This window comes from Streptococcus mitis, from assembly GCF_005144795.1.
Taxonomy (GTDB): Bacteria; Bacillota; Bacilli; order Lactobacillales; family Streptococcaceae; genus Streptococcus; species Streptococcus mitis_BB.
This window is the reverse complement of record NZ_SWFJ01000005.1, coordinates 116,717-135,996: the sequence shown is the minus strand read 5'-3', so window position 1 is coordinate 135,996 and position 19,280 is coordinate 116,717. Positions and strand designations below refer to the sequence as shown.

Below are 19,280 nucleotides of genomic sequence, written 5' to 3'. Positions count from 1 at the left end.
TAGTATTTGAAAACTAGAAAAAGCACTAAATAATGATTCACAATAATGACTTAAAAGATTTAGATCTGTTTTACACAGATTTAAGTCTTTTTTAAAAACTCTATAACATCTTTCCGAAAAACTATAATTTTCTTGAAAAATATATGAGTCTATGCTATACTACTAGTAGACTTATTTATGGAGAAAATACATGAAACGTGAGATTTTACTGGAACGAATCGACAAACTAAAACAAATCATGCCCTGGTATGTTCTTGAATACTACCAATCTAAGCTTGCTGTTCCTTACAGTTTTACAACCTTGTACGAATACCTCAAGGAATATGATCGATTTTTCAGCTGGGTTTTGGAGTCTGGCATTTCAAACGCTGATAAAATATCTGATATTCCTTTATCTGTCTTGGAAAATATGTCAAAGAAAGACATGGAATCCTTTATCCTTTACCTACGTGAACGTCCTTTGCTGAATGCAAATACAACAAAGCAAGGTGTTTCACAGACAACCATCAATCGGACCTTATCAGCTCTTTCCAGTCTTTACAAGTATCTGACCGAGGAAGTTGAAAACGACCAGGGAGAGCCTTATTTCTATCGAAATGTAATGAAAAAAGTTTCTACAAAGAAAAAGAAAGAAACGCTTGCTGCCAGAGCTGAAAACATCAAGCAAAAACTCTTTCTTGGTGATGAAACAGAAGGTTTTCTTACTTATATTGACCAAGAGTACCCACAACAGCTCTCTAATCGAGCTCTCTCATCATTCAACAAAAATAAAGAACGAGATTTGGCCATTATTGCCCTTCTCTTGGCATCTGGTGTCCGCTTATCTGAAGCTGTTAATCTGGATCTAAGGGACCTCAATCTAAAAATGATGGTTATCGATGTCACTCGAAAAGGTGGCAAACGTGACTCGGTCAATGTTGCTGCCTTTGCAAAACCTTATCTAGAGAATTATCTAGGCATTCGTAATAAACGCTATAAGGCAGAAAAAACAGATACAGCCCTTTTTTTGACACTCTACAGAGGTGTACCGAATCGTATCGATGCTTCCAGCGTTGAGAAAATGGTTGCTAAGTATTCCGAGAACTTCAAAGTCCGTGTAACACCCCATAAACTTCGACATACCCTAGCAACCAGGCTCTATGATGCCACTAAATCGCAAGTTTTGGTCAGTCACCAGCTAGGACATGCCAGCACACAAGTCACTGACCTCTATACCCATATCGTTAATGATGAACAAAAGAATGCTCTAGACAGTTTATAAAATACATAAAATAAATTATGTAGTATATGATTTTTAAAAAAGAAGCTGGTCCTACAACCAACTTCTTTTTGATTTATCCAACTACCGCTTCAGCGATTTCTTCACGGCTAATACCAGCGAAATAGCGTGCAATATCAATAGTTTCTAGCGCTTTGAGGACATCTTCGCGTTCATATTTCACCCCACGAAGGACATCTTCTACTGCAGCAACGTCTTCAATACCAAAGAAGTCACCGTAAATCTTGATGTCTTGGATTTTTGATTCGAGAACATTAGCAAAGACTTCAACCTTACCACTAGTGAATTTTGTTCCACGACGGACGTTAAATTCAGGTGATTTACCATAGTTCCAGTCCCAAGTACCAAACTTAGTATCCTTGATGCGATTGATTTCAGCCAATTCTTCCTCAGAAAAAACGTATTCAGTCATCTCTGGGTATTCTTTTTTCATGTATTCCAAGAGTAAATCACGGAATTCTTCGACTGTGATTTTTTCTGGTAATTCATTGATAATATTAGTCACACGAGCACGAACAGATTTCACACCTTTTGATTCAAATTTATCCTTTGAAACCTTAAGGGCATTTGCGAGGACTGACAAATCAACGTCAAAGAGCAAGCAACCGTGGTGCATGATACGGCCATTGATATAGGCTTGGGCATTGCCACAGAACTTCTTACCATCAATCTCAAGGTCATTACGGCCTGTGAACTCAGCTTTAACCCCAAGTTGAGCCAAAGTATTGATAACTGGAGTTGAAAAACTCTTGAAGTCAAAAGCTTTGTTTTCATCTTCTTTTGAGATGATTGTGTAGTTGAGGTTATTTAAATCGTGGTAAACAGCTCCACCACCACTGATACGGCGGACCACCTCAATACCATTTTCTCGAACATAATCACGGTTGATTTCTTCGATGGTATTCTGGTGACGACCAACAATGATAGATGGCTTGTTAATCCAAAGTAGGAAGATTTGATCCTCATCCAAAAGGTGTTTAAAGGCATATTCTTCCAAGGCGATATTAAAAGCAGTGTCGTTTGAATGATTAATAATGTATTTCATGAGATACCTTCTTATACGATAGAGACTGGAATAACCTTCCAGTCTAATCTATCTTTCTTTCTTTTATTTTTTCTTAGGTGAATGGATGGCCATTCCTAAAACATCTGCAAATGCTTCGTACATCACTTCAGAGTAGGTTGGGTGTCCGTGGATAGTCTTCAGCATTTCTTCAACAGTAATTTCCATTTCGATAATGCTCGACGCTTCATTGATCAATTCTGCAGCTGCAGGACCGATAATATGAACACCAAGGATTTCCCCGTATTTTTTATCAGCGATGACTTTTACGAAACCTTGAGCTGCATCTGATGCAATGGCACGACCGTTAGCAGCAAAGTTGAACTTACCAATGGCTACATCGTACTTCTCACGGGCTTGTTCTTCTGTCAAACCTACTGCTGCTACTTCAGGAAGAGTGTAGATAGCTGCAGGAGTCAAGTTCAACTTAGCAACAGCATAATTTCCTTTAAGGGCATTTTCAGCGGCAACTTCACCCATACGGAAGGCTGCGTGCGCTAACATCTTAGTACCATTAATATCACCTGGTGCGTAGATACCTGGAACAGAAGTTTCCATGTATTCGTTGACCTTGATGCGACCACGATCCAATTCAAACTCAACATCGCCAATACCTTCAAGATCCGGCACACGACCGATCGAAAGAAGAGCTTTATTTGCGATAATATCGTCTTTTCCTTCAACCTTGATACGAAGTTGACCATTTTCTTCGATGATTTCTTGCAGTTTAGTACCAGTCAAGATGGTCATTCCTTTACGTTCAAGGATCAAGCGAAGATTCTTAGACACTTCCGCATCCATAGCTGGCACGATACGGTCCATCATTTCGATAACAGTCACTTTTGAACCAAATGTCATGAAGGCCTGACCGAGTTCGATACCGACAACACCACCACCGATGATAACAAGGCTTTCTGGCACTTCGTTCATTTCAAGAATGTCATCACTAGTCATCACAAGTGGAGATTCCATACCAGGGACGTTGATCTTGCTGACTTTTGAACCACCAGCAAGGATGATTTTCTTGGTTTCAAGCAGTTCAGAATCATTTACCAAGACGTTCTTGTCTTTAGTGATGGTACCAATACCTTTATGTACAGTAACTCCATAGCTACGAAGAAGACCTGCAACACCGCCAACCAAAGTATTGACAACCTTAGATTTAGTTTCTAAAAGTTTTTCCATATCTACAGTGAAGTTAGGATTTTCAATCACGATACCACGATTTGCTGCATGACCGATGTTCTCAATGATTTCAGCGTTATGAAGGTAGGTCTTGGTTGGAATACATCCACGGTTTAAGCAGGTTCCACCAAGTTCAGATTTCTCAACGAGGGCAACCTTACCACCGAGTTGGGCAGCTTTAATGGCTGCCACATAACCAGCAGGACCTCCACCAATCACAACGATATCAAAAGCATCATCGCTCTTAGCATCGTCGTTTGAGGCACTAACTGCAGGTGCTGGGCTAGCTTCTGGCGTTGCTGAGCCAGCTGTTGGGATGTTTTCCCCTTCTTCACCAAGGTAACCTATGACTTCCGTTACAGGGACTGTTTCGCCATCTCCTTTTAGGATAGCAATCAAGTACCCATCTTCTTCGGCTTCCAATTCCATACTGACTTTATCAGTCATGATTTCCAAAAGGATTTCTCCTTCTTTTACAAATTCTCCGACTTTTTTATTCCATTGGACGATTTGTCCTTCTGTCATATCCACGCCGGCTTTTGGCATAATTACTTCTAAGGCCATGTCTTCCTTCCTTTATCTATATCTTAAAAATGAATACTCTTGTTCTTAAATCAACATTGAGATTGGATTTTCAATCAATTCTTTCAAGTCTTTCATAAACTTAGCACCAGCCATACCATCTACGACACGGTGGTCAATTGTTAAACCAAGACTCATGATAGGGCGAATAACAATTTCACCATTGACGACAACTGGCTTCTCGATTGTCGAGCTCACACCAAGGATAGCTGAGTTTGGTTGGTTGATGATAGGACCAAAGGACTGAACGCCAAACATTCCCAAGTTACTGATAGTAAATGTTGAATTTTGCAGTTCACTTGGAGCCAATTTACCATCCAAGGTACGACCAATAACATCTTTGAAGGCTACAACCAGTTCTGAAAGACTCATCTTCTCAGCATTGTAAACAACAGGTGTCATCAATCCATTATCCATCCCAACTGCCATCGCAAGATTGACATAGTTGTGAGTGATAATGGTCTTGCCATCTTCTGTCAATGAAGCGTTGATATAAGGGTGTTTCATAAGAGTCTTAACAACAGCAAGTGAAAGAAGGTCTGTTACAGTAGTCTTCTTCCCAGTTGCTTCCATGATTGGCTCAAGAACCTTCTTACGAAGAGCCAACATTTCAGTCATATCAACTTCATAGTTGAGGGTGAAGGTTGGCGCAGTTAGGTAAGATTCAACCATGCGTTGGGCAATAACCTTACGCATTGGTGTCATTGGAATACGCTCAATCTCACCATAAGGAGTTATATTATCAGGAACCTCTTCCACTTTTTCAATCTGAGCAGGAGACTTGATGGTGTCGTTTTCGATATTTTCAGGAAGCAAGGCCAAAACATCCTTCTTCATAATCTTACCACGATGACCAGTTCCTTGGATTTCCTGCCAAGCAATGTTATGTTCGAGGGCAATTCGTTTTGCAAGTGGCGAAATGCGAACCACATTAGTGTCTTTATAAGTTTCCACGTCTTCTTTGTGGACACGACCGTTTGCACCTGAGCCAGAAACGTCGTAGAGGTTGATTCCTAGATCATCCGCTAACTTTCTAGCTGCAGGAGTCGCTCTTAGCTTGTCATCAGCCATGACCTCTCCAATTCTATACTAAGATATTAAGGACGAAGAGCTCTGCATCTAAAAGATACAAAGTTTCTCGTCAGCTTTATTTTGTTTACATAATTTATCTTATGTAATTTTATTCTTTGTTATATGTTTTACGGATGGCATCTTTGATGCTTTCAACTGTTGGAATCATTGCATTTTCTAGATTTTGTGCATAAGGCATTGGCACATCTTCTCCTGCACAACGACGGATTGGTGCATCTAGATAGTCAAATGCTTCTGATTCTGAAATAATAGCTGAAATTTCACCGATATAGCCACTTGTCTTGTGGGCATCGTTAACCAGAACAACCTTACCAGTCTTCTTAACTGAGTTAATGATGATATCCTTATCAAGAGGTACAAGGGTACGTGGGTCAACAATTTCAACTGAAATGCCTTCTTCTGCTAATTCTTCAGCAGCTTGAACCACACGGCGAAGCATTTTTCCATAAGTAACAACTGTTACATCCGTACCTTCACGTTTGATTTCCCCAACTCCAAGTGGGATCGTGTAGTCTGGATCAACTGGCACTTCCCCTTTTTGATTAAATTCTGACTTGTACTCAAGTATGATAACTGGGTTGTTATCACGGATAGAAGACTTGAGTAGTCCTTTCATGTCAGCAGGTGTACCTGGAGCTACAACCTTAAGTCCAGGAATGTGAGTAAACCAAGACTCTAGTGATTGCGAGTGCTGGGCTGCAGAACCAACTCCATTACCAGCAGCGCATCGAACAGTCATTGGAACCTGACCTTTACCACCAAACATGTAACGTGTTTTAGCAGCTTGGTTGACAATATTGTCCATGGCAATAACCGAGAAGTCCATAAAGGTCATATCGACGATTGGACGAAGTCCTGTCATGGCTGCTCCTGCTGCTGCTCCAGAGATGGCAGCTTCAGAAATCGGACAGTCACGGACACGTTCTGGACCAAATTCTTCAAGCATTCCGACAGAAGTACCGAAGTCTCCTCCGAAGACACCGACATCTTCTCCCATCAAGAATACATTTTCATCGCGACGCATTTCCTCAGACATAGCAAGGATAATGGTGTCACGGAAGGACATTGTTTTTGTTTCCATTTTATCTCTTTCTCCTTAGTCTGCGTAAATATCTTCAAATGCTGATTCAAGCGGTGGGAATGGACTTTCTTCAGCAAATTTAACAGAAGCTTCTACTGCTTCCTTGACTTGCGCTTGGATTTCTTCCAATTCTTCGGCACTTGCAATGTTGTTCTCAACAAGATAGTTACGAAGGTTTTCGATTGGATCTTTTTGTTTCCACAATTCCACTTCTTCACGTGTACGATATTTACCAGGGTCAGATGATGAGTGACCAAGCCAGCGATAAGTAACACTTTCAATCAATACAGGCCCATTGCCACTGCGAACATGATCTACAGCTTTCTTAAATCCTTCATAGACGTCAATGACATTGTTTCCATCTTCGATGAACATTCCAGGAATTCCGTAAGCGGCGCTACGTTGATGGATATGTTCTACATTGGTCATTTTCTTGATATCCGCAGAAATCCCATAACCGTTGTTAATGCAATAGAAAATGACTGGCAGGTTCCAGATAGAAGCCATGTTCACTGCTTCGTGGAAAACACCTTCGTTGGTCGCACCATCTCCAAAGAAGCAGACAACAATTTTTCCAGTATGTTGCATTTGCTGACTGAGGGCTGCACCGACAGCGATCCCCATACCACCACCTACGATACCATTGGCACCAAGGTTACCAGCATCAAGGTCAGCAATATGCATAGATCCACCTTTACCTTTACAGGTTCCAGTGTATTTTCCAAGGATTTCAGCCATCATTCCGTTGAGGTCAATTCCTTTGGCAATAGCTTGTCCGTGACCACGGTGGTTTGATGTGATCAAATCATCTGGATTGAGAGCCAACATAGCACCCACGTTAGCTGCCTCTTCTCCAACAGAAAAGTGCGTCATTCCTGGCACTTTCCCTTTCTTTACTAATTGCGCAATTTTTAAGTCCATACGACGGATTTCTTCCATCTTACGGAACATTTCTAGCAAAAGATTTTTATCTAAAGTTGACATCTTCTTGCCTTTCTAACTTTCTTCTTACCTTACTATTTTACCGTTTTTGGAAAATACTGTCAAAGTTTTTCTCGAGGAAATTTCACAAAATAAAAAAGAAAACCCAATGAGAACAAGGGATTTTCTCATTAAGAATATTTTTTCACAAACTTTTTATCGTTTAGATTTTGCTAAAGATTCAAATCTCTTCATAATCACAGTTAGACGCCATCGGTAAAGCGCCCCACTCACTATCAGACTAATAATCAAACCGATCCAGTAAGAATAAGCTCCAAAATCTGTTAGGGAATCAAATAGCATAGCCACTGGAATTGCTACGCCCCAATAACCAAGCAAACCAAGGTAAAAAGGAATAACTGTATCCTTATAGCCCCGTAAAATTCCCTGAAGCGGTGCCGCAAAGGTATCTGCTAACTGGAAGAAAAGACTATAAGTCAAAAAGCGCGCTGTCAAATCGATAAATTCTGGGTCGTTACCATAAAGACTGGCCACATTTCCCCTAAAAATGTAAAGGAAAGATAAGGTGAAGGCCGCAAAAATAAGGGCAGTCCATCTTCCTAGACCAATATAGGTTTTCGCATCATCAAATCTCTTGGCTCCCACTTCATAGGAAACGACAATAGCCATAGCCGATGAGATACTCATAGGAAAGGCGTACATAAGACTTGAAAAGTTCATGGCTGACTGGTGACTAGCAATAATCAAGGATGAGAACTTCGCCATAATCAAACCAACCACGGAAAAGATAGCCACTTCCGCAAAGACAGTTCCTCCAATAGGAAGACCTAAACGAACTCCTTCCTTGATTTTATCCATATTAAATGGAATTCGTCTTTCAAGATGTAGGGCTTTAAGCTTCTCCTGTTTAAATAAAACCAGAACAGAAATTCCCAGCAAGACCCAATAAGCCAAGGAAGTACCTAAACCAGAACCAGCACCTCCCAGTTCTGGAACACCAAAGGCTCCGAAAATCAAGAGATAGTTAAATCCACTATTGAGAGGAAGTAACAAAAGCATGAGGTACATGGACAGTTTGGTCAACCCCAGTGAATCCAGCAAGGAACGAATGACACTAAAAAGCAATAAGGGGATAATTCCGATAGATAAAAACCAGAGATAGCGAACCGCTACTGCTGCCACTGGTGCCTCTAACCCAATATGATTCAAGATTAGTGGTGCCAAGAAAAGTACCATCCCCAGTAAGAGCACAGATAGGCTCAAAGCCAGATAGATGAACTGGTAAAAATCAGATGCAACTTCTTCCTTTTTGCCTCGACCAAGATGGTGACCAATGATGGGCACCAGGGCTGACACAATCCCTGTTAGAAAGGTAAAGAAGGGATTCCAGATACTGGTTGCCATAGACACACCAGCCAAGTCCATGGTATTGTATTGACCTGTCATAGTCGTATCAACAAAGGAGGCAGAATAATTGGCAAATTGATAAATCAGAATAGGGAAAAATATCTTTAAAAATAAGATAAACTTGTCTTTGAAATGATGGGTTTGGTACATATAGGCTCTCTATTCTTTTTATTTACAGAGCAGACTCCCACCTAGTTTTGATAGACGATTTGTCCCTTACAGATGGTATATTTGACCTGCCCTTTTAAGGTTTCACCGATGAATGGTGAATTAGCTGCTTTGGAAGCAAAATGGGAATCCACAAAGCGGTCAGCCTTAGCGTCAAAAATAGTGATATCCGCTGGACCATTCTCAGCCAAGTAACCTGCTTCAAAGTTGTAAAGCTTGGCTGGGTTGTAGGTCATCTTTTCTAGTAATTCCATCAAGCTTAACTCTCCAGCTTCCACCAAATAGGTCAAGCCGAGAGACAGGGATGTTTCCAAGCCAGTCATACCAGATGGTGCTTTAGTAATATCCTCAACATTTTTTTCATCCGCATGGTGAGGCGCATGGTCAGTCGCGATAACTGTGATGACGCCTGATTTAAGACCTTCGATAACAGCACGACGGTCTGATTCCAAGCGAAGCGGTGGATTCATCTTAGCATTGCTACCTTGAGTCAAAAGAAGTGCTTCTGTCTTAGAGAAATGCTGTGGCGCTACTTCTGCTGTGACTTGCGCACCCAAACCTTGAGCAAACTCAACTACTTTAACACTTTCTTCCTTAGACAAATGCTGAATATGAACATGGGCCTTGGTTGCATAGGCAATCATGACATCACGCGCCATCATAGCATACTCAGCCATCCCAGTCGCACCGCAGATATGGAAATGCTCTTTAGCAATATTTTCATTAAACCCAAGAACACCGTTCAATCCTGGATCTTCCTCATGAAGACTAATAAAGGTATTAAGCTTTTTGGCTTCTTCCATGGCTTCCTTGACAACTTTACTACTTTCAAGTGGGATACCGTCGTCTGAGAAACCAACCGCACCTGATTCTAAGAGTGCCTTAAAGTCAGTCAAATCTTGACCATTAAAGTTTTTAGTAATGGTCGCAACCGTCTTAACATTAATCTTCTCTTTGGCAGCTGACTGGAGAACTTCTTGCAAAGTCTCTACATCAGAGATGGTTGGACTAGTGTTAGCCATCATGACGACAGTTGTAAAACCACCTGCGGCGGCTGCTAAGGCACCCGTATGAATATCTTCTTTATGAGTTTGACCAGGTTCACGGAAATGAACATGAATATCGACCAAGCCAGGAGCAACTACTAGACCTGTAGCATCAATCATCTCTGCTCCTTCTTCTTTAATCTCAGGCGCAATTTTGACAATTTTCCCATCTTGAACTAAGACATCACACACTTGATCCAAACCAGACTTGGGATCCATTACACGACCATTTTTGATTAGTAGCATCTGCTTTCTCCTTTATTCATAAAAATCAACTTGGGTATCCAACAATTTATCCCCATCATAAACAAACTTGGCTGAAAAGAAGGGTTTATCTTCTAAAAGCCACCCAACAAAGGTATGATCCCCTTCCCAAGTCGGCTTACTCAAAACCTCGTTATAGGGCACCCATTCTAGCGTTCCCTCATTGCAGTCAACCAAGTCACCCTCGAACTCCGTCACCTTAAAAACATAGGTGTACCAGTCTAAATCTGGCGTAAATTCAGGAAAAGTGATGACACCTTTTAGAACTGGCTGGGCTTTAAGCCCTGTTTCTTCAAGGATTTCACGCACCGCGCACTCCTGAGGTGTCTCTCCTCTCTCTAGCTTACCACCCACACCAATCCATTTACCCGCATGGACGTCATTTGGCTTTTTATTGCGATGAAGCATGAGTAGTTCTTTCCCGTTATCAATGTAGCAAATCGTCGCTAACTGAGGCATATTTTCTCCTTATCTAAGCCAATCAATTGGCTCTTGTCCTGTCTCTTTTAAGAATGTATTTACCTTGGAAAAAGGCTTGGAACCCCAAAATCCTCTGTAAACAGATAACGGACTGGGATGGGCTGATTCGATAATCAAGTGATGAGGATTGGTAACCAAGGCCTTCTTCTTGCGTGCATAGGCTCCCCAGAGTACAAAAACGACTGGTCTATCTAGATGATTGACCACCTGAATCACAGCATCTGTAAAAGGCTCCCATACCTGCCCAGCATGACCATTGGCCCGTCCAGCAGGAACCGTCAAACAAGCATTAAGAAGCAAGACTCCTTGCTCAGCCCAAGCTGTCAAATCATGGGACTTCTTGACTCCGATATCATCTGACAATTCTTTCAAGATATTTTGCAAGGATGGCGGAGCTGGGATAGAGTCAGGTACAGAAAAACTCAAGCCCTGCGCTTGACCTGGCCCGTGATAGGGGTCTTGCCCTAGAATCACCACCTTAACTTCTTCAAGCGGTGTAGTCAATAGAGCCTGAAAAACCTTTTCTTTGGGTGGATAAACAGTCCCCTGAGCATAGACCTGCTCCATAAACTGATTGATTTTCCCGAAATAACCTTCGGGTAATTGTTCCTTAATCAAATCATGCCAAGATGAGTGTTCCATAGCCGGCTCCTTCGTATTTACTGCCTCTATTATAGCAAAAAGTGGCTATCTAAACCACTTTTTACAGTTTATCTAAACAATCCAGCAAGTCTTTGTAAGAATGGACTTCGTAGGTTGGCTGGGCTTGTGTGTGATTTTCTAGGTGATGAGAGTTGTACCAGATAGTATCAATCCCCGCATTATTGCCGCCTTGAATGTCGGCGGTTAGAGAATCTCCAATCATCAGCGTCTTTTCTTTGCTAAAGCCTGTAATCTGCTGCCCGATTTTTTCATAGAAAAGAGCATCCGGTTTTTGTGTTTGCAACTGTTCAGAGATAAAGACTTGATTGAAATAAGGCGCTAGACCCGATTGAGCCAAACGCCCTGTCTGGATAGCAGTAATGCCATTTGTCGCAGCATACAAGTCATAATCACGACCGATGAGACTGTCCAAAAGTTCATGAGCGCCTGAAATCGTTTGTCCCTGTTGTGCGAGGTAAAATTGGTAACGCTGGGCTAGAAAACTACCGTCTTTTTCCTGTCCAAAATGAGAAAATAAACGAGAAAAGCGCGTGTTAACCAGCTCTTGTTTACTGATTTTCTTTTGCTCCAAGTCCTTCCAGAGAGCCTTGTTCATAGGAACATAGTAGTCTTTATAATCCTGAATATCTGCAACTCCTTCTTCTTTTAGGAGTTGCGTTAGAGCCACATCCTCAGCAGCATCAAAATCAAGAAGAGTGTGGTCAAGGTCGAAAAGTAGAAATTTGTAGGACAATTTGAGAGTTTTCCTTTCTAGGATAAACAACTTTCACTTCATTCGGTTGTTTAATGTAAAAACTTAAAAGTGGTAAAGTATAACAAAAATAATAGTTCCAATTGATTAACTAACCCATACTATTCTAGTGAATTATAGAAAAATCTTCTATAAATTCGAGCAATAGTTAAAATACCCACAAATATGACTCCCAAAATAGATAATACTATTTTCACAAAACTCATTTCAGAGCCTATTACATAGATATGAAAAAGAGGGGCTAGTCCTACACATAGAGACAATAGATAATTACTAAATCTTATCTCACCAATTCCTGCAAAAAAATGTTTCATTGTAAATATTCTAATTTTACCTTTCGTCTTAATAATCCACTAACAACTCTATTAACTTCTCTTTTTTTTGAAAAATCTTGATAGTAAATTTACTCCACTTAATGCCAATAAGATTTCAATGGGCAAAAAATAGTAATCCCATATCAAATGAGAAATCAGCAATGTTAGAAATAGTATACAGTCAATATAACTATTCTGAAAATACTCTGTAATTACATAATACAGAAATATCACAACCATCAAAATTAAAACAACCATCATAATACTATCCATCCTATCCTTAATTTATTGTCACTTTTTCCATCCCATTCATCAATAGCATTAAAAAATCCTACCAAGAAATGATTACCTACTCACGAATACTATTCCAAAATTTATTTTTTTGGAATAAGTAATGAAATTCCAATTAGTAATACACCTAATATAAATAAAATTATTTCCCAAAATTTATTCTCAGTTTTAATAAAAGGAATAAGATAAATGCTGACTAATATGGAACTCGCTCCTAAAATAGCAAATATTATTCTGGCTTTATCACTTAGTTTAAACATATTGGGTCTCCCATAAAATAAGCAATTGCTATGTTTACTGTAACATCGATCCGAAAAAAGAACTTCGTTATAGAGAGATAATTCTCCATTAATGTGGCTAAGATAGTGTCCTAACGATAGATAACTTCGTTTTTATCTCTTCGTCAGCTAGATAAGATATCCTTTCACTATTTAATTTTAAGGAGAAGTAAGATTTGACCCTATTTATCTCACGTCTTATTTTTAAATAATTCATACTCTTTTTCTCTTATAAAGGGAAGTGAAAAATTAGAAAAAATTAGTAGAATTGAAAACAGATATCCGTCTTTTTGAATTGCTAAAACATAGCCTAAAAATAAATAGACAATCAAATCTAGTACAAACAGAGAAAATACTCTCCTTTTAATTACATCACTTGTCTTAAAGATTCTGTTTAATAGAACCTTTATCGTAGTATCTACACACATTTCTATCAAAAAGATAAGAGTTAATACACGATTATCAACTGTACCATGAAGAATAAATGGAAATATAGTTAATATAAAACTAGAAATCTCTAAATATTTTATCCAAGGAGATTGAGACATCTTACTTTTAAACCGACTGATTTTCCTATACTCGCTAGCTAATCTAGTATCAAAATCTTTACCAATTTTATTAAAGATTAAGAACTCCAGGATAAAAATACTGATTAATACGATATAAGTAGAAACGTTTCCTGGGAAAAATTTATTGATTAAAATTGGGAAACTCATTAACAGGATCGAATTTATGGCTAGACAGATAGATACTATTTTATTTTTCACTGAATATATAGGGAGCGATACTATCGAATAGAGAAACGCTAAAAAAATAAGCAAGAAATACTCTGTGCTGCTAATTAGCGGCGCTCTTAATGATAAAAATAGATAGGCACCCCACACGATAATATGCGCTTTACGAATTGACTCTAGATTACTCATCTACCTACTCCTAATATGTAAAGGGAATCTATTTTTAGTTCCCATTCTCTTTCCAACAAGTCATAAGCGTTTTATGATATTTCCTTCTTCTACATTAGGTAAAGTTGAAATACATTTTTTGCAAGTGAAAATATAATTGTTATTTGGAGACCCAAAATATCTATCCCTCTTCTAGACACAAACCAAGTCAGATTAAAGATACAAATATAATGATAAGGCTTTCTTTTACTATAGACTACCATAAAACAAGGAACCTTTCAACAAAATTCATTGTCAATATACTATCCTATACAATTGACAGCTCAAATCTTTCAGAATAGAACAATCCTAACTATCGAATACCCTGGCTTCATAAATATCTATGCAAATCTAGGTTTAGAATTCCTATAAATTAAATGTTTTCGCACTCTTCTAAGCAATTGATTGTCTTAAATTTTAATTTTTGAAGGATTCTAAAGCTAGAATAGTTCCGTCACAATCAGTTTTGAATGATTCACAATTTAGAAACACTATAGCTTTACTCTTGTTAAAATAAAAAGGAACTGCCCAAAGCAATCCCTTTCTGATTTTGAAATTATTTACTTAAAATTTGATAGTTGAGATAATCAATAGCCCACCTATAGACGGAATGATAGGAAGATTCCTTATTTATTGATTTCAAGCTCCGCCAACTGTGTTTGAATAACTGACAGTTCTGCACCAGCCTGAAGAAGAGCAGCTGCAGTATATGCACCTTCTACAATTGGAACCCTGTTGATGACGATACTTTTATCACTGAAATCAGCCACCATTTCTAAGTTCATTTTAGCAGAACCTAGGTCAAAAAAGGCTAATAAAGTATCTGCTAGATTGTCGGAAACAACCCTATCTACTTGATCAAAACTCGTTCCAATTCCTCCATCTTCGGTTCCTCCAACATAAGTAATCGGAACATCTTTAGCTACTTCACTAATCAGTTCAACGACACCTTGTGCAATGTTTTTGGAATGTGAAACGATAACAAGACCAATACTTCCCATTAAACCACCCCAGTTTCTAAAAGAGCAGTAAAGAGTAATCCTGATGAGAATGATCCAGGATCAATATGTCCAAGAGAACGTTCTCCGACATAAGATGCCCTTCCTTTAGTTGCAAGTAAATCTTTGGTAGCATTCACTACCTTATCAATAGACTCTTGAGTCAATTGGTCAGCAGACAAGGCAGCAATAACAGGAGTCCAAACATCAACCATTGTCTTTTCTCCAACTTCTGCTTTCCCACGTTTGACAATCATATCCAAACCGCTTTGTAAGATTTCCTCTATTTTCGAATTAGAATCAGCCTTGGCCATGCCCATAAAAGCAGAGCCGTACAGAGGACCAGAAGCACCGCCTACCTTGCTCAGTAATTGCATTGAGACAAGTTTAAAAACATCACTGCTTGTTTCAAATTGCTTTCCTTCTAAGTTTTCCATAACTGCAGTCATGCCACGCGCCATATTTCCACCGTGGTCTCCATCTCCTATAGGAGTGTCTAACTCACTAAGGTAATCTTTCTGTTCTTGAATCTTTTCATTAAAAAGCTTCATCCATTCAAGAGCTTGTTCAACATTCATGCGACATTTCCTCCTTGAGTCTTACCAAGCTGGTGTACTAACAGGTGCATTTAGAGCATCCAACCATTCATCATCTGCCAATCGAATCAATGTTAATGACAAACCAGCCATATCGATTGATGTCATATAGTTTCCAATTTTCTTAAACGCCAACTCAACACCTTTTTCATGGAGTAATTTAGCCACATCATTTGCAAATACGTATTGTTCCATAAGAGGAGTGCTTCCTAAACCATTGATGAGAAGCCCATAGCGTTCACCGGCTTTAAGTTGGAAACCTTCAGATAGTTTTTCAACCAATTCTGAGGCCAATTGTGCTGAAGGTTGCATTTTCTCTTTTTTATATCCTGGCTCACCGTGAATACCAACTCCATATTCAAATTCATCATCTTCTAGAACAAAACCTGGTTTCCCAACCTCAGGAACGGTTGCTCCAGACAGGGCCAGCCCAATTGTTTTAATTTCTAAGACAAGTTTGTCGGACAAGTCCTTCATTTCAGATAATGATTTACCAGAACGAGCCGCATCACCCAAAATTTTATGGACTAATATAGTACCGGCAACACCTCGACGGCCTTGGGTATAGAGACTATTTTCAACCGCAATATCATCATCGACCACAACACTTGCTACATCAATACCTTCCATTTCAGCAAGTTCTTGTGCAATTTCAAAGTTCATAATGTCACCAGAATAGTTCTTGATGACCATGAAAACTCCAGCACCTTCATCAGCCGCCTTGATGGCTTCTAAAATTTGGTCCGGAGTAGGTGAAGTGAAGACTGCTCCACAAATGGCAGCAGATAACATTCCATCTCCTACAAATCCAGCATGACTTGGTTCATGTCCTGAACCTCCACCTGAAATGAGTCCAACTTTTCCTGTCTTTTCTGCCTTTCTAACGATGACATCAAAACCATCTAAGCGTTCTACCAAGTCATCATGCATGAATGACAACCCCTGCAACATTTCATCAACAACCTGTATCGGTTCATTTATAATTTTTTTCATGAGAAACTCCTTTCGGCATTTACCTTTGTTTTCGCTTTCATTATATATTTTTTATTGCTGGATGATAAGGGACAGATTCTATTATTTGTCCCCTTTTAAACCCGTTTAAAACATTTTTTTGGTAAAATGAAGTAAGTAAAAGAAAGGCTTCCTATGGCATCATCACTTATTACAAAAAAACGGATTGCCAAGGCATTTAGAGACCTATTAGCTACTAGAGAATTTGACAAAATCTCTATTGTAGATATCATGGAATCAGCTGGCATTCGTAGACAGACCTTTTATAATCACTTTCTTGACAAATATGAACTGCTAGACTGGATATTTGAAAATGACTTAACCGAGTATATCACCAATAACTTGGACTTCATTTCAGGCCAAAAACTATTACAAGAATTATTTTTTTATTTCGAACAAGAGCGTGACTTTTATATTCAACTTTTTGATATTCAAGGGCAAAATAACTTCTATGACCACTTTATCAGCTACTGTCGCTTGCTTGTATCAAAAATTTTAAGAGAATACGGTCAGATTGATATCGATTCATCTGCTTATACTTGTTTTTTGTTAGACTATCATTCACATGCTCTAGCAGAAATCGTGAAGGCTTACGTCAATAAAAAAAGTCCAGTTCCACAACCAGACTTTCTAATCATGACAATTATTGGAAAGAGACCACAATGACATTTATTTCAAATCATAAACAGAAAATTATTTCAAGTTACATTTCGGCAACTGTCAGCAGTCATCCTGAATTAGAAAAACATCCTACCTTACCATTAATCTATCAAAAAAATCGCAATCCTCATCAGGTTCCCATATTGTCGGGTGGAGGTTCTGGTCACGAACCTGCGCATATTGGATATGTGGGAGAAGGAATGCTTACTGCTGCTATCTATGGCCAATTATATACTCCTCCTACAAGAACTGAAATCTTAGAGTCCATTCGTTTTTTAAACAATGGTCACGGTGTCTTCATCATTGTAAAAAATTTCGAAGCAGACATCAAAGAATTTAGCTCGGCCATTAACACTGCTAGAAAAGAAGGAATTAAAGTCGGCTATAGTCTAGCACACGACGATATTTCTATTGAACCTCACAATAGATTTCAAATTAGAGGAAGAGGGCTTGCAGGTACAATCTTACTTCATAAAGTTCTAGGATATGCAGCTCAAAATGGTGCCGACATCGAGCAACTAACTGATTTAGGTCATGAACTTGCTCCAGAAATCGCAACAATTGGCTTTGCAACGAAAGCTGCTAGTCTCCCCCAAGCCACCCTTCCACTATTTAACTTGGAAGAAGGAAATATTTCTTATGGTATTGGGATACATGGCGAAGAAGGCTATCGTATCGTCCCATTCCAATCATCGGAAATCCTTGCAAATGAAATTATAAGTAAATTAAGATTACACTATCATTGGAAAAAGGGTGATCAATTTATATTGCTTGTAAATAATCTAGGCACTACCAGCAACTTAGAAATGGGCATATTTATCAATGATCTCCTTCAACTCTTAGAAATTGAAGGAGTCACTATTACTTTTATAAAATCAGGAACATTTATGACCAGCCTAGATATGGCAGGTATATCCGTAACTCTTTGCCCCGTAAAAAATAAACAGTGGTTAGAAGCGCTCAATGCTCCAACGACAGCTTTTGCATGGTAATTTGCTTGTATAACTCAAAAGGGCTACATCACTTGATAGCCCTTTGCTTTTATCTTACTTTTAAAAGAACTGATTCTTGCCATTTCAAATAGGCCATCTATTCCTGACAATTCTTCCGATGTGCTTTGAGTTTTTTGCTAGCCCAATCATAATGACCGGAGGTGTTACTGACAAAGTAAGAACCTAGACTTGTCCCACCCGTCCACTGATAGACACCTTTGGTAAAGAGTTCGTCATTGCTAAAAACTTCTATCAACTCTAAAACCTCTTTATGCGATTGCTCTAATAGTCTAGTCGCTTCTTCTAAAGAAGTTTTCTGGTGCTTCTTCCAAAAAGCGTCATTCATTTGTCCATAAGTTTTCCAATTATAAGACTCAGGGAGAAAAGGTCTTTCGTGACCTTCTTGATTAGAATGGACCCAAGTCAAAAGTAACTGCTGCCATTCATAAAGATGAATCAGGACATCTCTTAGATTCTTATCCCTTTTCCAGTGAGCTTCTTTTTTCTTTGAGTCTCTTGAGAAATCAAATGGAGTCTGTAGCTCATCTTCACCTAGTTGGGATATGAAACGATTGAGCTTTTCATAGTTTTCCTTAGAGGCCATCACTAGCTCCTATTTTGTTTTCGGTCTAGGCACAGGAGTACTCCCTTCATATTGTTAGTTATTATTAGAAATTTTTTATCCTTTAAATCTCTATAACTTATCCTTTAATTTCTCAACAAAGAGATAGGCTGCCGGACAGGTCAAAGTATTCTTAATCGTCAAATGGTTGATTTGATGGATCTTTTTGCGATCTGTATGGGGGAACTCTCGACAGGCCTTTGGACGAACTTCATAGATGGAACAGAGATTATCTCCTCCTAGAAAGGGACAAGGCATGGATTTAAAAACCTTATCACCATCTTCATCTACTTGCAAAAACTCTGCTTCAAAAGCAGGTAATTTCATCTTAAAGTACTTGGCGATTCGTGTAATATCCGCTTCTTTAAAGTCAGGCCCCAATGTCTTGCAACAGTTGGCACAGGCCGTACAATCAATCTCCGCAAAAACTTCTTGGTGAATCTGTTGGGCTATCTTATCCAGATTTTTTGGTGGTTTTTTCTTTAAATTGGCTAAAATTTTACGGTGCTCCTTTTGCTTTTGCAAGGCTAGCTGGTGGTAATACTCAATATCAATTTCTTTAGACATAATTTCT

22 protein-coding genes are annotated in these 19,280 nt (G+C 39.1%); 3 read left to right on the top strand and 19 right to left on the bottom strand.

From position 1 onward, the window contains the following. Positions 1 to 190: 190 nt before the first annotated feature. Positions 191 to 1,261: a tyrosine recombinase XerS gene (gene xerS, locus FBF73_RS04900; protein WP_136937148.1), complete on the top strand. Its 1,071-nt coding sequence runs from the start codon at positions 191 to 193 to the stop codon at positions 1,259 to 1,261. Between the two features lie 73 nt (positions 1,262 to 1,334). Here the strand turns inward: xerS and FBF73_RS04895 are convergent, their stop codons facing one another. The 17 genes from FBF73_RS04895 to dhaK form a co-directional block, all read right to left on the bottom strand. Then, entirely contained in the window at positions 1,335 to 2,324 is a 990-nt protein-coding gene (locus FBF73_RS04895; RefSeq protein WP_084927673.1) for a lipoate--protein ligase, read from the bottom strand. Between the two features lie 63 nt (positions 2,325 to 2,387). Beyond that, positions 2,388 to 4,091, bottom strand: a complete 1,704-nt coding sequence (gene lpdA, locus FBF73_RS04890; RefSeq protein WP_136937147.1) for a dihydrolipoyl dehydrogenase — start codon at positions 4,089 to 4,091, stop codon at positions 2,388 to 2,390. A gap of 45 nt (positions 4,092 to 4,136) precedes the next feature. After that, positions 4,137 to 5,180: a dihydrolipoamide acetyltransferase gene (locus FBF73_RS04885; RefSeq protein WP_033685023.1), complete on the bottom strand. Its 1,044-nt coding sequence runs from the start codon at positions 5,178 to 5,180 to the stop codon at positions 4,137 to 4,139. Between the two features lie 109 nt (positions 5,181 to 5,289). Beyond that, entirely contained in the window at positions 5,290 to 6,282 is a 993-nt protein-coding gene (locus tag FBF73_RS04880; RefSeq protein WP_000448714.1) for an alpha-ketoacid dehydrogenase subunit beta, read from the bottom strand. Positions 6,283 to 6,297: 15 nt separating this feature from the next. Next, complete coding sequence (locus FBF73_RS04875; RefSeq protein WP_136937146.1) at positions 6,298 to 7,266, bottom strand: thiamine pyrophosphate-dependent dehydrogenase E1 component subunit alpha; 969 nt, start codon at positions 7,264 to 7,266, stop codon at positions 6,298 to 6,300. Between the two features lie 153 nt (positions 7,267 to 7,419). Next, positions 7,420 to 8,781 carry a sodium-coupled multidrug efflux MATE transporter PdrM gene (gene pdrM, locus FBF73_RS04870; protein WP_136937145.1) on the bottom strand — a complete coding sequence of 454 codons (1,362 nt, stop codon included), beginning with the start codon at positions 8,779 to 8,781 and terminating at the stop codon, positions 7,420 to 7,422. Between the two features lie 41 nt (positions 8,782 to 8,822). Beyond that, positions 8,823 to 10,091: a dihydroorotase gene (locus FBF73_RS04865; protein ID WP_136937144.1), complete on the bottom strand. Its 1,269-nt coding sequence runs from the start codon at positions 10,089 to 10,091 to the stop codon at positions 8,823 to 8,825. Between the two features lie 12 nt (positions 10,092 to 10,103). After that, positions 10,104 to 10,568: an NUDIX hydrolase gene (locus FBF73_RS04860; RefSeq protein WP_136937143.1), complete on the bottom strand. Its 465-nt coding sequence runs from the start codon at positions 10,566 to 10,568 to the stop codon at positions 10,104 to 10,106. Between the two features lie 9 nt (positions 10,569 to 10,577). Next, positions 10,578 to 11,231 (bottom strand): uracil-DNA glycosylase, encoded by a 654-nt coding sequence (locus tag FBF73_RS04855; protein ID WP_136937142.1) that lies wholly within the window; start codon positions 11,229 to 11,231, stop codon positions 10,578 to 10,580. Positions 11,232 to 11,292: 61 nt separating this feature from the next. After that, positions 11,293 to 11,985, bottom strand: a complete 693-nt coding sequence (locus tag FBF73_RS04850) for a YjjG family noncanonical pyrimidine nucleotidase (RefSeq protein ID WP_136937141.1) — start codon at positions 11,983 to 11,985, stop codon at positions 11,293 to 11,295. Between the two features lie 119 nt (positions 11,986 to 12,104). Then, complete coding sequence (locus FBF73_RS10115; RefSeq protein ID WP_136937140.1) at positions 12,105 to 12,317, bottom strand: hypothetical protein; 213 nt, start codon at positions 12,315 to 12,317, stop codon at positions 12,105 to 12,107. Between the two features lie 51 nt (positions 12,318 to 12,368). Beyond that, positions 12,369 to 12,578 (bottom strand): hypothetical protein, encoded by a 210-nt coding sequence (locus tag FBF73_RS10110; RefSeq protein WP_136937139.1) that lies wholly within the window; start codon positions 12,576 to 12,578, stop codon positions 12,369 to 12,371. Positions 12,579 to 12,691: 113 nt separating this feature from the next. After that, a complete protein-coding gene (locus FBF73_RS09985; protein WP_169435174.1) occupies positions 12,692 to 12,868 on the bottom strand; it encodes a hypothetical protein in 177 nt (58 codons plus the stop codon). Positions 12,869 to 13,077: 209 nt separating this feature from the next. Further along, complete coding sequence (locus FBF73_RS04835; protein WP_136937138.1) at positions 13,078 to 13,809, bottom strand: hypothetical protein; 732 nt, start codon at positions 13,807 to 13,809, stop codon at positions 13,078 to 13,080. A gap of 644 nt (positions 13,810 to 14,453) precedes the next feature. Continuing rightward, positions 14,454 to 14,828 carry a dihydroxyacetone kinase phosphoryl donor subunit DhaM gene (gene dhaM, locus FBF73_RS04830; RefSeq protein WP_136937137.1) on the bottom strand — a complete coding sequence of 125 codons (375 nt, stop codon included), beginning with the start codon at positions 14,826 to 14,828 and terminating at the stop codon, positions 14,454 to 14,456. Next, positions 14,828 to 15,403, bottom strand: a complete 576-nt coding sequence (gene dhaL, locus FBF73_RS04825) for a dihydroxyacetone kinase subunit DhaL (RefSeq protein ID WP_136937136.1) — start codon at positions 15,401 to 15,403, stop codon at positions 14,828 to 14,830. Before dhaL ends, dhaM begins: the two co-directional genes overlap by 1 nt. A gap of 21 nt (positions 15,404 to 15,424) precedes the next feature. Continuing rightward, a complete protein-coding gene (gene dhaK / locus FBF73_RS04820; RefSeq protein WP_136937135.1) occupies positions 15,425 to 16,414 on the bottom strand; it encodes a dihydroxyacetone kinase subunit DhaK in 990 nt (329 codons plus the stop codon). 153 nt (positions 16,415 to 16,567) lie between these two features. Between dhaK and dhaS the strand changes: the two genes are divergently transcribed. Together dhaS and dhaQ are read left to right on the top strand one after the other, a co-directional pair. Further along, positions 16,568 to 17,098, top strand: a complete 531-nt coding sequence (gene dhaS, locus FBF73_RS04815; protein WP_000168606.1) for a dihydroxyacetone kinase transcriptional activator DhaS — start codon at positions 16,568 to 16,570, stop codon at positions 17,096 to 17,098. Continuing rightward, positions 17,095 to 18,084: a DhaKLM operon coactivator DhaQ gene (gene dhaQ, locus FBF73_RS04810; RefSeq protein ID WP_136937134.1), complete on the top strand. Its 990-nt coding sequence runs from the start codon at positions 17,095 to 17,097 to the stop codon at positions 18,082 to 18,084. The genes dhaS and dhaQ overlap by 4 nt, the downstream gene beginning before the upstream one ends. 97 nt (positions 18,085 to 18,181) lie before the next feature. Here the strand turns inward: dhaQ and FBF73_RS04805 are convergent, their stop codons facing one another. Both FBF73_RS04805 and FBF73_RS04800 read right to left on the bottom strand, forming a co-directional pair. After that, positions 18,182 to 18,688: a ClbS/DfsB family four-helix bundle protein gene (locus tag FBF73_RS04805; RefSeq protein ID WP_240798243.1), complete on the bottom strand. Its 507-nt coding sequence runs from the start codon at positions 18,686 to 18,688 to the stop codon at positions 18,182 to 18,184. Between the two features lie 90 nt (positions 18,689 to 18,778). Beyond that, positions 18,779 to 19,273, bottom strand: coding sequence for a YkgJ family cysteine cluster protein (locus FBF73_RS04800; protein ID WP_084927646.1), 495 nt, complete (start codon positions 19,271 to 19,273; stop codon positions 18,779 to 18,781). Positions 19,274 to 19,280 lie beyond the last annotated feature (7 nt).

Bases quoted from the DNA above. Each gene is read 5' to 3' on its own strand.
- dhaM (WP_136937137.1), bottom strand. From the start codon at position 14,828: ATGGGAAGTATTGGTCTTGTTATCGTTTCACATTCCAAAAACATTGCA.
- FBF73_RS10110 (WP_136937139.1), bottom strand. From the start codon at position 12,578: ATGATGGTTGTTTTAATTTTGATGGTTGTGATATTTCTGTATTATGTA.
- FBF73_RS04855 (WP_136937142.1), bottom strand. From the start codon at position 11,231: ATGGAACACTCATCTTGGCATGATTTGATTAAGGAACAATTACCCGAA.
- FBF73_RS10115 (WP_136937140.1), bottom strand. From the start codon at position 12,317: ATGAAACATTTTTTTGCAGGAATTGGTGAGATAAGATTTAGTAATTAT.
- FBF73_RS04835 (WP_136937138.1), bottom strand. From the start codon at position 13,809: ATGAGTAATCTAGAGTCAATTCGTAAAGCGCATATTATCGTGTGGGGT.
- FBF73_RS04805 (WP_240798243.1), bottom strand. From the start codon at position 18,688: ATGGCCTCTAAGGAAAACTATGAAAAGCTCAATCGTTTCATATCCCAA.
- FBF73_RS04865 (WP_136937144.1), bottom strand. From the start codon at position 10,091: ATGCTACTAATCAAAAATGGTCGTGTAATGGATCCCAAGTCTGGTTTG.
- pdrM (WP_136937145.1), bottom strand. From the start codon at position 8,781: ATGTACCAAACCCATCATTTCAAAGACAAGTTTATCTTATTTTTAAAG.
- dhaK (WP_136937135.1), bottom strand. From the start codon at position 16,414: ATGAAAAAAATTATAAATGAACCGATACAGGTTGTTGATGAAATGTTG.
- FBF73_RS04895 (WP_084927673.1), bottom strand. From the start codon at position 2,324: ATGAAATACATTATTAATCATTCAAACGACACTGCTTTTAATATCGCC.
- dhaS (WP_000168606.1), top strand. From the start codon at position 16,568: ATGGCATCATCACTTATTACAAAAAAACGGATTGCCAAGGCATTTAGA.
- FBF73_RS04875 (WP_136937146.1), bottom strand. From the start codon at position 7,266: ATGTCAACTTTAGATAAAAATCTTTTGCTAGAAATGTTCCGTAAGATG.
- lpdA (WP_136937147.1), bottom strand. From the start codon at position 4,091: ATGGCCTTAGAAGTAATTATGCCAAAAGCCGGCGTGGATATGACAGAA.
- FBF73_RS04800 (WP_084927646.1), bottom strand. From the start codon at position 19,273: ATGTCTAAAGAAATTGATATTGAGTATTACCACCAGCTAGCCTTGCAA.
- xerS (WP_136937148.1), top strand. From the start codon at position 191: ATGAAACGTGAGATTTTACTGGAACGAATCGACAAACTAAAACAAATC.
- dhaL (WP_136937136.1), bottom strand. From the start codon at position 15,403: ATGAATGTTGAACAAGCTCTTGAATGGATGAAGCTTTTTAATGAAAAG.
- FBF73_RS04885 (WP_033685023.1), bottom strand. From the start codon at position 5,180: ATGGCTGATGACAAGCTAAGAGCGACTCCTGCAGCTAGAAAGTTAGCG.
- FBF73_RS04860 (WP_136937143.1), bottom strand. From the start codon at position 10,568: ATGCCTCAGTTAGCGACGATTTGCTACATTGATAACGGGAAAGAACTA.
- FBF73_RS09985 (WP_169435174.1), bottom strand. From the start codon at position 12,868: ATGTTTAAACTAAGTGATAAAGCCAGAATAATATTTGCTATTTTAGGA.
- FBF73_RS04880 (WP_000448714.1), bottom strand. From the start codon at position 6,282: ATGGAAACAAAAACAATGTCCTTCCGTGACACCATTATCCTTGCTATG.
- dhaQ (WP_136937134.1), top strand. From the start codon at position 17,095: ATGACATTTATTTCAAATCATAAACAGAAAATTATTTCAAGTTACATT.